Here is a 12,306-nt window from a genome sequence, read left to right as displayed (position 1 = left end):
ATGGCGGGGCGTCCTGCCCCGCACGGGAAGCGCCAATAAATCGGCGCTTCCCTAAGCGCGTCATCCTCTGACCACCGAGGGATGAGGACGGAGCGAGCCCCGCGCGTCGCGACATTTCGGGGCAAGCCCCGTAGACACACACCACCATCTGGCCTAGGTTCAAGTAGACGGCAGGCTCGCCGAGCCCGCCGAGCTTCACGGGGGCCGAGTTGGCCTGGAAGACCATCCACAAGACCGAGCAGCCGGGCTGGCCCGCCGCCAACCTCGGCGACTATGACGCGGCCCGCGCCGGCTTCTCCTGGGACGAGGCGCGTGCAGCGCTCACCGGCCTGCCCGACGGCGGGCTCAACATCGCCTTCGAGGCCGTGGACAGGCACCTGGACACGGCGGCCGCGGACAAGACCGCCATCCGCTGGCTCGCGAAGGACCAGACCCGGCGGGACATCAGCTACCGCGAGCTCGCCGCCCTCACCAGCCGCTTTGCGCACCTGATGGCGCGTCTCGGCGTGGCGCCCGGAGAGCGCGTGTTCAGCCTGCTCGGCCGGGTGCCGGAGCTCTACGTTGCAGCGCTCGGCACCCTCAAGGCCGGCCGCGTCTTCTCGCCGCTCTTCTCCGCCTTCGGGCCCGAGCCCGTGCGCTCGCGCATGGAGATCGGCGATGCCCGGGTGTTGGTGACCACCGCCGCCTGGTATCGGCGCAAGGTGGCGCCTTGGCGGCAGGCGCTGCCAGGGCTTGCGCATGTGCTGCTCACGGACGGCGGCGACGATCCGCCGCCGGGCACCCAGGACCTACAGCGGGCGCTCGCGGACTGCCCGGACACCGGCGGCCTGGCGCACACCCAGCCGGAAGACATGGCCCTGCTCCACTTCACCAGCGGCACCACGGGCCGGCCCAAGGGCGCCGTGCATGTGCACGAGGCCGTGGTGGTACATCGCCTCACGGGCCTGCTGGCACTCGACCTGCACCCGGACGATATCTACTGGTGCACCGCAGACCCGGGCTGGGTCACCGGCACCACCTACGGCATCATCGCACCGCTGGTGCTGGGCGCCACCATGGTGATCGACGCCGCCGAGATGGACCCCGCGCGCTGGCTCGGCATCCTGCAGGACCAGCAGGTGACCGTCTGGTACACGGCACCCACCGCCATCCGCATGCTGATGAAGCTCGCCGACAAGGACGACCCCGGCATCTTCGCCGACTATGACCTCTCGCGCCTGCGCTTCCTGGCCAGCGTCGGCGAGCCGCTGAATCCAGAGGCGGTGCGCTGGGGAAAGGCCGTCATCGGCCTGCCCTTCCACGACAACTGGTGGCAGACCGAGACCGGCGGCATCATGATCGCCAACTACAGAAGCCAGCCCATCAAGCCTGGCGCCATGGGCCGCCCCCTGCCGGGCATCGAGGCGGCCATCGTGCAGCATGCGCCCAAGTCCAACTCGGTGAGCGTTGTCCGGGCGCCGAACACACCGGGCCAGCTCGCGCTGCGCACGGGCTGGCCGTCCATGTTCCGCGGCTACCTCCATGAGCCGGAGCGCTACGCCAAGTGCTTCGCCGGCGGCTGGTATCTCACCGGTGACCTCGCCCAGCGCGATGCCGACGGCTACTTCTGGTTCCTCGGCCGCGCCGACGACATGATCAAGTCCGCAGGCCACCTCATCGGCCCGTTCGAGGTGGAGAGCGCGCTGCTGGAGCACGACGCCGTGGCCGAGGCCGCCGCCATCGGGATTCCGGAGCCCACCGCCGGCGAGGTCGTCAAGGCCCTGGTGGCGTTGAAGCCCGGCGTCACCGCAGACGAGCCCCTGCGCCGCGCCCTGCTGGCCCATGCACGCAAGCGCCTCGGCCCCGCTGTGGCACCGCGCGAGATCGACTTCCGCACCAACCTACCCAAGACCCGCAGCGGCAAGATCATGCGCCGGCTGCTGCGGGCACGGGAGCTCGGACTGCCGGAGGGCGACCTCTCTATGCTTGCGAGTGACGAGCAATGACCGACACCCAGCCGACATCCGGCATCCCACGGGCGCACAAGCTTCACCTGAGCCGTGAGCACGCCCTGCACCTGCTCAAGGAGATGCTGCGCATCCGGGCCTTCGAGGAGCGCTGCGCCGAGCTCTATACCGAAGAAAAGATCCGCGGCTTTCTGCACCTGTACTCCGGCGAAGAGGCAATCGCCGTCGGCGTGATGAAGGCGCTGGACGCCACGGACGCCGTTGTGGCCACCTACCGCGAGCACGGCCACGCGCTGGCCCGAGGGCTGCCCATGGACCGGCTGATGGCGGAGATGTATGGCAAGCAGGATGGCGTGAGCCGCGGGCGCGGCGGCTCCATGCACCTGTTCGACGCCAAGCGCCGCTTCTACGGCGGCAGCGCCATCGTCGCTGGTGGCATCCCGCTGGCGGTGGGGCTGGCGCTGGCGGATCAGATGCAGGATCGCGCACAGGTAACCGCCTGCTTCTTCGGCGAGGGCGCCGCCGCCGAAGGCGCCTTCCACGAGAGCCTGAACTTGGCCGCCCTGTGGCGACTGCCGGTGCTCTTCGTCTGCGAGAACAACCGCTACGCCATGGGTACGGCGCTGGAGCGCTCTGAGTCCGAGACCGACATCGCCCGCAAGGCTGCCTGCTATCAAATCCCGTCGGTCGCGCTGGACGGCATGGACGTCATCGCCATCGAGGCTGCCGCCCGCGAGGCCGTCACCGAGATCCGCGCCGGCGGCGGCCCCCGCTTCTTGGAGTGCCGCACCTATCGCTTCCGCGCCCATTCCATGTTCGACGCCCAGCTCTACCGGGACAAGGCGGAGGTTGAGGCCTGGAAGCAGAAGGGCCCGATCCTGCGCTTTCGCCATTGGCTGGAGGAAACCGGGATGCTGGACGCCGAGACCGCCGGGCGCCTGGATGCGGAGATCGAACGGGAAATCGCAGCGGCCGTCGATTTTGCCGAGTCCGGTGACTGGGAGCCGGTGGAAAACCTGACCTGCGACGTCTGTACTAAAGCTTGAGTGACCAGGGGCGAGTGTCGAGTGCGAGGGATGAGACCGTGAGCGGCCAGACCATCCATACGACCTACCGCGGGGCGGTGCGGGCCGCCATCCGCGACGCGCTGGACCGCGACGAGCGCGTCTTCCTGATGGGCGAGGACGTGGGCCGGTACGGCGGCTGCTACGCGGTGAGCAAGGGCCTATACGACGACTACGGGCCGGAGCGCATCCGCGATACGCCGCTATCGGAATGCGGCTTCACGGGTGCGGGCATCGGTGCCGCCATGGGCGGCATGCGGCCCATCGTTGAGATCATGACCGTCAACTTCAGCCTGCTGGCGCTGGATCAGATCGTGAACAACGCCGCGACGCTGCGGCACATGTCCGGCGGGCAGCTCAGCGTGCCCGTGGTGATCCGCATGGCCACCGGCGCCGGCAAGCAGCTCGCTGCCCAGCATTCGCACAGCCTGGAGGCCTGGTATGCCCATGTGCCGGGACTCAAGGTGGCGGCTCCCGCCACTTTGGAGGATGCCCGCGGCATGCTCTGGTCGGCGCTGGAGGACCCGGACCCGGTAGTCCTCTTTGAGCATGTGATGCTCTACAACCGCGAGGGCGACCTCGCCGCCGACGCCGGCCCCGTGCCCATCACCGGTGCGGCGGTGCGCCGCGAAGGAACAGACGTCAGCCTGATCACCTACGGCGGCTGCCTGTTCAAGACGCTCGACGCCGCCGAGGCGCTCGCAGCGGACGGCATCTCGGCCGAGGTGATCGATCTGCGCAGCCTGCGCCCACTGGACGATGCCACCGTCGTGGCCTCGGTCGCGAAGACCCACCGCGCCGTCGTCATAGATGAGGGCTGGCGCACCGGCAGCCTCGCCGCCGAGGTGAGCGCACGCATTATGGAGCAGGCCTTCTGGGAGCTGGACGCCCCGGTGGGGCGGGTGTGCAGCACCGAGGTGCCCATCCCCTACCCCAAGCACCTGGAAGATGCCGCAGTGCCCCAGGCGCCTGACATCATCGCCGCCGCCAAGACCGCTCTCGCTCGATGAAACCAGATTTGGCATGTGTGGAACAGCGGTCCGAAATCAGCCGTGGGAGCGGCCTCCAGGCCAGGACGACTTCCAGGGCAGCGGCAAGCATCCGTCGCGGCAGGGATGCCGCTCCCACGGACGGCAGCAAGCGTGGGAGCGACGCGCTGCCATGAGCAATGTCTTCCACATGCCCTCGCTCGGCGCCGACATGGAGGCTGGAACACTCATCGAGTGGACCAAACAGCCGGGCGAGCCGCTCAAGAAGGGCGACACCATCGCCGTCATCGAGACCCAAAAAGGCGCCATCGAGGTGGAGGTCTTCCACGACGCAGTCATGGGCCGCCCGCTCATCGATATCGGCGAGAAGGTGCCCGTCGGAGCACCCATGGCGGAGTTGGAGCCGCTGGAGCCGGACACGCCGTCGGCAAGGCCAGCCGAGACCCGTGCCCCGGGCAAGGCCGCGACCGTCGCCGGCCGTCAAGGTGAGCAACAAACGAGCGAAGCGCGACCCCAGCCGAGCACAGCGTCCGAGGCCGCGGCGCCGGCGCCGCAGTCACAAGCCCCTGAGCCCACCGCCGCTGCAGAGCGCCACCGGGCGTCACCCGCCGCCCGCCGACTCGCCGAGCAGCGCGGCGTCGAGCTCACTGCGATCGAAGGCACAGGCCCAGGCGGCGCCGTCACCCTGGCCGATGTCAAAGCCGCCTCCGGCCAGCCACAGCCTGCGCCGCAGCAGAAGCCGAAACCGAATTCGAAACGAACCCAGGGCAAGCCCGATCTCGCCGCCATGCGCCAGGCCATCGCCGCGGCCATGAGTCGCTCCAAGCGCGAGATACCGCACTACTACCTCGCACACGATATAGACCTGACATCAGCCGCGGACTGGCTCACCCGCCGCAACGCGGAGCGCCCGCCGGACAAGCGCTTACTCTTGGGCGTACTCTTCATCAAGGCCGTCGCGCTCACGTTGCGCGACTTCCAGGAGCTGAACGGCTTCGACCGCGACGGCCGCTTCGAGGCCGCCGAGGCCATTCACGTGGGCACGGCCACCGCCATCCGCGGCGGCGGTCTGGTGGCGCCCGCCATCCACGACGCCGACCAACTCCACTTGGATGCCCTGATGGCCAGGCTCCGGGACCTAGTCGCACGTGTGCGGCGCGGCGGCCTCAAGGCATCTGAGCTGTCGGACCCGACGGTCACCGTCTCGAGTCTTGGTGAGCGCGGCGTCGACCGCCTCTACGGCGTCATCTATCCGCCGCAGGTGGCCATCATCGGTTTCGGCTCGCCACGGACCCGACCGTGGGTGGTCGACGGCGACGTGCAGCCGCGCAGCGTCGTCACAGCCACCCTCGCCGCCGATCACCGTCACAGCGACGGCCACCGCGGCGCGCTCTTCCTGGCGCGGCTCGCGGCACGGCTGCAGGAGCCGGACGCCCTATGACCACCAACGCGACATCACCCGAAGAGATCAGGGCCATCGCCCTGGAAGAGCTGATCCGGATCGCGCCGGACCTCGCCGATGAGACCATCCCGCCAGAGGCCGACCTACGCGAGGACTACGACCTGGACTCCATGGACTTCCTGAACTGGGTCACCGCCCTGCACGAGCGCCTCGGCATAGACATCCCTGAGCTGGACTACCCGAAGCTCGCGAGTCTCGGTGCCGCGGCGGACTACCTGCACCGTGCGACACAACCTCACAAGTCTGCATCCCGGTTCCCTTGCTCACACGATCAATATCCAACCTAAGCATAGGCCGGGCGCCGGTGATCAATGCGCCTGATCGATCCGCCGCGAGGCCAGGCCGACCGTAGTTTAACCGTCATACTCTGGGGCTATCCTCTCCAGCCAATCCCATCGCGCTGCGCGACCGACTCCGGCCCGGAGCATCGACGACGCCCGCCTTCCTCGAAAAGTTGCCATGTTCATCCGAAACGCTGTTCTGAGCGCCATCGCCGTGTCGATGGTGGCCACCACTTCCGTCGCCCTCTGCGACGGTCGCAATGTCCCGGAGCGCAAGGTCCAAGCCGTGGATTTCACCGCCACGCCGACACCCACCACCGACAAAGACCGTCTGCGCACCCACACCACCTCGGAGGCCATCGTCCGCTACGACGACGGCAGCACCGAGACGCTCCCCCTCGCCTACAATATTCTGTTCACGAACACCGACAAGGTGGCCGGGAGCGAGCACGCGGCGGCCCAGCTCTACGACGTCACCGGTGCGCCGATCTTCGACCTCAACGGCGACCCGGTCATCGCCGAGACCCCGGATGCCAATAGCCTGCTGGATGTCGACGGCAAGCTGTTCCTGGTCACCCACTACGAGTACGACTGGCTGCTCGCCAACGGCCAGCAGGCCAATATGGTCGAGGGCTGGTACAGCCGCATGCCGATGAGCATGACCTTGACTGCCATCGAGCAGAACACCGACGGCAAGCTTAAGCCGACCGCTCAGCGCCCCATCGACTTCTCCGGCGTCAACGGCCTCTGGATCCCCTGCTTCGGCTCGCAGACCCCCTGGAACACCCACCTCGGCTCCGAGGAGGACTATGACCTCTACTTCGTCGAGGCCAGCGGCCGGGAGAACCTGACGAAGACCACCAGAGGCTTGAAGGCCCTTACGGAGGTCTACTTCAAGGGCGAGCGCCAGGCCAACCCCTACGACTACGGCTACATCACCGAGGTCGCGGTCGAGGCTGACGGCTCCACCAAGGTCACCAAGCACTACAGCATGGGCCGCGGCACCTGGGAGCAGTCCTTGATCATGCCTGACCGGCGCACCGTCTACTTCGGCGATGACGGCGCGAACGTGGGGCTGTTCCTATTCGTGACCGACACGGCCGGTGATCTCAGCGCCGGTACCCGGTATGCGGCACGTTGGGAGCAGACCTCCGCCGACGGCGTCGGCACCGCCAAGCTCCATTGGGTCAAGCTCGGTCATGCCACCAGCGACGATGTTCGCGGACTGATCGACGGCGGTATCGCCTTCGACGATATCTTCGAGAGCACCACCTTGGAGGCCTCGCCGGACTGGAAGGAGAAGGGCTTCCGCATGATCAGCGCAGGCCACATGGGGAACGAGCTGCTGAAGCTGAAGCCAGGCATGGAGCAGGCGGCGGCGTTCCTCGAGGGCCGTCGCTACGCCGCCTACCTGGGCGCCACCACTGAATTCAACAAGATGGAGGGGGCGGCGCTGGACCCGCGCGACAAGCACCTGTATTTGGCCATGTCCTACATCGAGAAGGGCATGCAGAAAAATGCGGATGCCCCGGCGGATCACATCCAGGTCAACAAGCTCAAGGCCGGCGCCGTCTACCGCATCGCCCTGGCCGGCGGGCGCAAGGACGTTAACGGCGAGGTCATCGACAGCGACTGGGTGGGCACCGCGATGTCCGCCCCGGCCAAGCTCACCGGCGAGGATATCCCTGCCGACGCGCTCGGCAACATCGCCGACCCGGACAAGATCGCGAACCCGGACAACCTGTTCTTCTCGGACAAGATGCGCACCCTCTTTGTCGGAGAAGACAGCGGCACCCATGTCAACAATGCCCTCTGGGCCTACAACGTGGACACGGACAAGCTGACACGGATCCTGTCCTTGGCCTCCGGGGCCGAGTCCACAGGCCTGCAGGTGGTGGAGAACATCAACGGCCACGCTTACATCATGTCCAATGCCCAGCACCAGGGCGAGTGGATCAAGACCATGCCGAGCAACGTCAAGGCGCGGCTCAGCGCCGCAGCTGCGGCTGCCCACGGCAAGAACGCGAAGGGCGCCTTGAGCTACCAGCTGCAGGCGCCGGTGGGCTACATCAGCGGCATCCCGGGGCTGTGAACGACCGGGACGAAAGCCCATGACCACCGGCCATCATCGCCCATTGCCCGTGCATGGGGCTCAACGATTTTGGACGGGCCGGCACCGACCGGCGTCGACCTACCCGGGTGCGCCAGGCTTGACCGGCCCCCAACGGCCGGCCGTGTCCGACGCGTTGCAAATGACGCGGCACGCCCCGCACGCGTGAGGGAGCCAAAGCGTCAGGTTCAATGGTCCCTTCGATACCGCATCTTCCCCGCCTGCTTCTGGTCGGCGCCATTGCTGGCGCCCAAGCCGCGAGCGTCAGCGCTGTCCAGAACGCCCCGCTGCTCGGCGACACCATCGACCGCGCTACGTTCCGCAACCCGTACGGCCATATCCCGGCCCAGTGCTACATCGAGACCTCCGGGGGCCGCCAGAACGCCTGCCAGTTCTGCCACACCAACGGCGCCTGGGAGCTCAAGCTCGGCAACAACAATCCTCAGGCGGGCGCCAGCCCGGTGCTCGGCAACTTGCAGGAGGAATATGCCTTCGCCGCGCTGCACTATCCCCACGCGCCAAACGGCAGCATCAATCCCTGGGAGAACACCCTGTTCCCCGAGCGTCTGCTCGCAGCCGTGCGCGAGCTCGGTCAGGACCCGGAACGGTGGGACATGTCGGGGTACGTGCGCGAGGACAACTGGGCACCGGCCTTCGCCCGGCGCCCCGTGAGCCCCCGGGACTGGGACCCAGGCGTCCAGGCGGCCTTCCGGCTCCTCCCGGGCCTGGACCCGGCCGATTTACCGGCAGATCCGGACGGTTTCGTCCGCAGTACGCGGCCTGAGCATGGTCTGTTCGAGACCGATGACGGCTGGGTGACCGGGTGGCGCGCCGTCAACTTCGTGCCCTATGGCATCTTCACGCCCCACACCGGCAGCGTCAGCGGCATTTACATCCGGCTCCCGCGGGCGTTCATGCGCGATGCCCAAGGTGCCTTCGACCTCGGCACGTACGCCGCAAACCTGGATCTCCTGGCCAGAGCCATCCAGGACCGACTCCCGAAACCCACCCCGAAGACCTATCTGGGCGGGGCATCCGGCGTCGCGGTGGAGCGTGGCCTCTACCCTCTGGGCACGGAATTCGCCCATCCATTGCACTACGTGGACTTGGCCGCGGACGGCCGGGACCCGAGCGTCGGGCCTTACCCGGGCACCCGCGCGCGACGGGTCAAGGAGATCCGCTGGATGTACAAGATCCGAGGATTCGAGCCGAACTACACGGGGCCCGGCACCAAGGAAGAGGACGCCCCGGTCTACGCCAGCCATAGCCAAGGCTGGATCGACAACGGCGCCGGCTGGCTGCTGGCGGGGTTCATTGAAGATGCGCGCGGCCAGCTACGGCCGCAGACGCCGGCGGAGCTGGTGCAGTGCGTGGGCTGCCACAGTGGCAACGGGTCTAAGGACGATCTGGCCTACGACAGCTTCACGTCCGGCACCGGCAACACAATCGACAGCACTTGGGCCTTTCCGCGGCAACTCCCTGGCGCGAGCGGTTGGGCGGAGATGGACTATCTGGGCTATCGGCACGACGCCGACGCCGGCCCCGACGACACGCCCGGAAGCGCTGCCTGGGGGGATCCGATCAACCGGCGCGAAGGCAAGGGCGAGCTTCGCCACTTTCTGGACAACGTCGTGGGCTTGAGCCTCTATGGCGTTCTGCCGCCGAGCGTCGATCGTTTCCTCGCCCGCCGCATCGACGGCTGGCCGGCCCTGGACACGGGCTCGTCCGCGGCCTTCCTGCAGTCTCAGCGTCGACGCCAGACACTGCTGCGCCAGCTCACCGCGGACGGGGGACATCTGGGCGCGAACGGCAAGCTTGCGGGGGCATTGCTCTACCCCACCCGCCGCGAGGCCGCGGACAGTGCCCGTCGTTACCGGCAGGTGGTGGCCACCCAGCGCTACGATCTTGGCAAGGACGTCTTTCCAACGACACCGCCCACCTTCCGCTACTTCCGCCCGGAAGGCACGGATTACACCCACCAGGACGGTCGAGCGTACCAGGACGGGGAAGTGGTTGTGGATCGGCCGGTGGATAAGGATTCCCGCAACATCACCTACGGGGTTGGCACCGCCGCGACCTTGATCGACCCAGCGCTGCCGTTTGCGGACGGCGGGACTGCAAACGCCGGCTACCTGCCGCTGCTGCAGTTCGAGATTCCCTGAGGACTCTCTTCGGTCAGTGTGTGCACCGGGCCCGGAACTGTGTCTCGGGCTCTCGCCGGCGACGCTCAGACGGGTTGCGAGACGATGCCGAGCGCCGCCGCAGCGAGCACCGTGACCACGACCACCAGCCAGGGCGGCACTCTCCAGGCCGTAAGCAGGATGAAGGCGGTCAACGCGACGGCGAAATCCGATGGCGACGCCACCGCGCTCGTCCATACCGGATGATAGAGCGCAACACCCAAGATGCCGACCACCGCAGCGTTGGTGCCGGCCATGGCGGCGCGGGCACCGGCATAGTGACGCAGCCCGTCCCAGAACGGGAGCGCGCCCATCAACAACAGCATGCCCGGCAGAAAAATGCCGAGCAGTGCGATGCTCGCGCCAAAGACCGCGCCCGGTCCCGGCTCCACGATTGCACCGAGGTAAGCGGCAAAGGTAAACAGCGGACCGGGCACCGCCTGCGCCGCGCCATAGCCGGCGAGGAAAGCGTCGCTGCTCACCCAGCCGGGATCGACCACCCGCGTCTCAAGCAGCGGCAGCACCACGTGCCCACCGCCGAAGACCAGGGCGCCAGCCCGGTAGAAGGCCTCGAACAGCGCGAGCCCCGGCAGGGACGACAAGGCGGCGATCGCGGGTAGTCCGAGCAACAACAGCAAGAACAACGCGAGGAGCAGCATCCCAGCGCGCCGGGAGATCGAAATAGGCATGTGCCCGGCGGCACCCTGATCGACCCGGCGACACCAGAGCGTCCCGGCGACAGCCCCTGCGGCGATGGCGGCAATCTGTCCGAACGCGGTCGGCACGAATACGACGACCAGCACGGCAGCGAGCGCGATCGTCGCCCGTTCCCGGTCGGGCGCGAGCGTGCGAGCCATCCCCCAGACCGCCTAGGAGACGCCCGCAACCGCCCCACGCTTGAGCACATGGATCAACACCTTCCCAAGCGGGACGGCCAAGGCATCACAACGGACAGAGACAGCCCCCACAAGCGAGGCCAACGGCAGCGTGAACGCTGCCCAAGCCAGCAGGGCGCCGGCCAAGCCGCCGCGCAAGTACCCGAGCGCAAACCCCACCTGGCTGCTCGCCGGTCCCGGCAGGAACTGGCACAAGGCGACCAGGTCCGCATAGGCGGTCTCGCTCAGCCAGCGCCGGCGCAGCACCAGCTCTTGGCGAAAGTAGCCCAGGTGGGCGATGGGGCCGCCGAAGGCCGTCAGCCCGAGCTTGAGAAAGGCGCCGAAGACCTCGCCCGGGCTGCCTGGCCTTTGGTCTTGTGGCTGATCGATCTGGTCTTCGACCATGGGCTGAGTCGCGTATCGTTTGAGTTTGTCCGCTGTTCATGAAAAATACAGCCTTATGCTGACGGCGATCGAAGCAACCGACGTCTTTGCGGCCCTGGCCCACGACACCCGCCTGCGCACCCTCATGCTGCTGGCGGAGCACGGCGAGCTCTGCGTCTGCGAGCTGACCCACGCCATCGGCGTAAGCCAGCCGCACCTTTCGCGCCACCTGGCTCAGCTGCGCGAGACCGGCCTCGTCGCGGACCGCCGCGCTGGCGTCTGGATCTACTATCGCATCAACACCCAACTCCCCTCCTGGACGCAACGGGTACTGCGGGAGACGCATGCGGGCCTGTGCGACACCCGACCCTTCGCTGAGGATTCCGCAGCCTTGAGCGCGATGCCGAATCGCCCCGACGCGCCGCGCTGCGCCTGAGCGCGCCGACCCGGCCAAGCTGACACCGCAGCGGCGTTGCGGCGCCGACCCCGGAGATCCCGCCTTCTCAGCTATGTGGGCCGACGGCGCTGTCTGCCGCGGCAACATATTCGTAATTTCATATATCTGTTTTTTCGTATACCCTGCTCCCACATTCACCACTGTCCGCAACCCAGGAGACACCGATGGGCTCCCGCGCGACCATCACCCTGCTCGCCTCGGCCACCGCGGCTGCCTTGCTGCTCAGCGCCTGCGAGCAGGCGCCGGAGACCAGCTCGACCCCACCCAGGACGGATGCGACAGCCGCCGTGAGCGGCGCGGGCTCGTCCTTCGCGGCACCGATCTTCAAGCACTGGCTGGAGCAGTACGGGGCCGGGCATCCAGCGCTGGCGCTGAGCTACGACTCCATCGGCAGCGGCGCGGGCATCGAGCGATTCTTGGCCGGCAGCGTGGACATCGGCGCCACCGACGCGCCGCTGGCCTCGGATGATGCAGCCCAGATCGAGGGCAGCTTTGCGCAGCTCCCCATCACCGGCGGCATGATCGCCATCGCCTACAACCTGCCGGGCGTCGACGGGC

At 67.8% G+C, this 12,306-nt stretch carries 11 protein-coding genes; 9 read left to right on the top strand and 2 right to left on the bottom strand.

From position 1 onward, the window contains the following. Positions 1–209: 209 nt before the first annotated feature. From acsA to I6U14_RS02200, 7 genes are all read left to right on the top strand, one after another. Complete coding sequence (acsA, locus tag I6U14_RS02230) at positions 210–1,985, top strand: acetate--CoA ligase (RefSeq protein ID WP_296896539.1); 1,776 nt, start codon at positions 210–212, stop codon at positions 1,983–1,985. Beyond that, on the top strand, positions 1,982–2,992 hold the full coding sequence (pdhA, locus tag I6U14_RS02225; RefSeq protein ID WP_296896537.1) for a pyruvate dehydrogenase (acetyl-transferring) E1 component subunit alpha: 1,011 nt from the start codon (positions 1,982–1,984) through the stop codon (positions 2,990–2,992). Before acsA ends, pdhA begins: the two co-directional genes overlap by 4 nt. 38 nt (positions 2,993–3,030) lie before the next feature. After that, positions 3,031–4,020 carry an alpha-ketoacid dehydrogenase subunit beta gene (locus tag I6U14_RS02220; protein WP_296896535.1) on the top strand — a complete coding sequence of 330 codons (990 nt, stop codon included), beginning with the start codon at positions 3,031–3,033 and terminating at the stop codon, positions 4,018–4,020. A 151-nt stretch (positions 4,021–4,171) separates the two neighbouring features. Continuing rightward, positions 4,172–5,440: a dihydrolipoamide acetyltransferase family protein gene (locus tag I6U14_RS02215; protein WP_296896533.1), complete on the top strand. Its 1,269-nt coding sequence runs from the start codon at positions 4,172–4,174 to the stop codon at positions 5,438–5,440. Next, entirely contained in the window at positions 5,437–5,748 is a 312-nt protein-coding gene (locus I6U14_RS02210; RefSeq protein ID WP_296896531.1) for an acyl carrier protein, read from the top strand. The genes I6U14_RS02215 and I6U14_RS02210 overlap by 4 nt, the downstream gene beginning before the upstream one ends. A gap of 172 nt (positions 5,749–5,920) precedes the next feature. Then, positions 5,921–7,834, top strand: a complete 1,914-nt coding sequence (locus tag I6U14_RS02205; protein WP_296896529.1) for an alkaline phosphatase PhoX — start codon at positions 5,921–5,923, stop codon at positions 7,832–7,834. A 209-nt stretch (positions 7,835–8,043) separates the two neighbouring features. Next, a complete protein-coding gene (locus I6U14_RS02200; protein WP_296896528.1) occupies positions 8,044–10,014 on the top strand; it encodes a hypothetical protein in 1,971 nt (656 codons plus the stop codon). A 65-nt stretch (positions 10,015–10,079) separates the two neighbouring features. Here I6U14_RS02200 and I6U14_RS02195 read toward each other — a convergent pair whose 3' ends face one another. Beyond that, positions 10,080–10,889, bottom strand: coding sequence for a chromate efflux transporter (locus I6U14_RS02195; protein WP_296896527.1), 810 nt, complete (start codon positions 10,887–10,889; stop codon positions 10,080–10,082). Between the two features lie 12 nt (positions 10,890–10,901). Further along, positions 10,902–11,312, bottom strand: a complete 411-nt coding sequence (locus I6U14_RS02190; RefSeq protein WP_296896526.1) for a chromate transporter — start codon at positions 11,310–11,312, stop codon at positions 10,902–10,904. Between the two features lie 55 nt (positions 11,313–11,367). Here I6U14_RS02190 and I6U14_RS02185 point away from each other — a divergent pair, with 55 nt between their 5' ends. Both I6U14_RS02185 and I6U14_RS02180 read left to right on the top strand, forming a co-directional pair. Then, positions 11,368–11,727 carry a metalloregulator ArsR/SmtB family transcription factor gene (locus I6U14_RS02185; RefSeq protein ID WP_296896525.1) on the top strand — a complete coding sequence of 120 codons (360 nt, stop codon included), beginning with the start codon at positions 11,368–11,370 and terminating at the stop codon, positions 11,725–11,727. A 185-nt stretch (positions 11,728–11,912) separates the two neighbouring features. Then, positions 11,913–12,306, top strand: a 394-nt coding sequence (locus I6U14_RS02180; RefSeq protein ID WP_296896524.1) for a substrate-binding domain-containing protein, incomplete at its 3' end; no start/stop codon positions are given.

This window comes from Thiohalocapsa sp., assembly GCF_019695415.1.
In the GTDB taxonomy this organism is placed as follows: Bacteria; Pseudomonadota; Gammaproteobacteria; order Chromatiales; family Chromatiaceae; genus Thiohalocapsa.
Note: the sequence above shows the minus strand (reverse complement) of the source record. Positions and strands in the feature narration are given on the sequence as shown.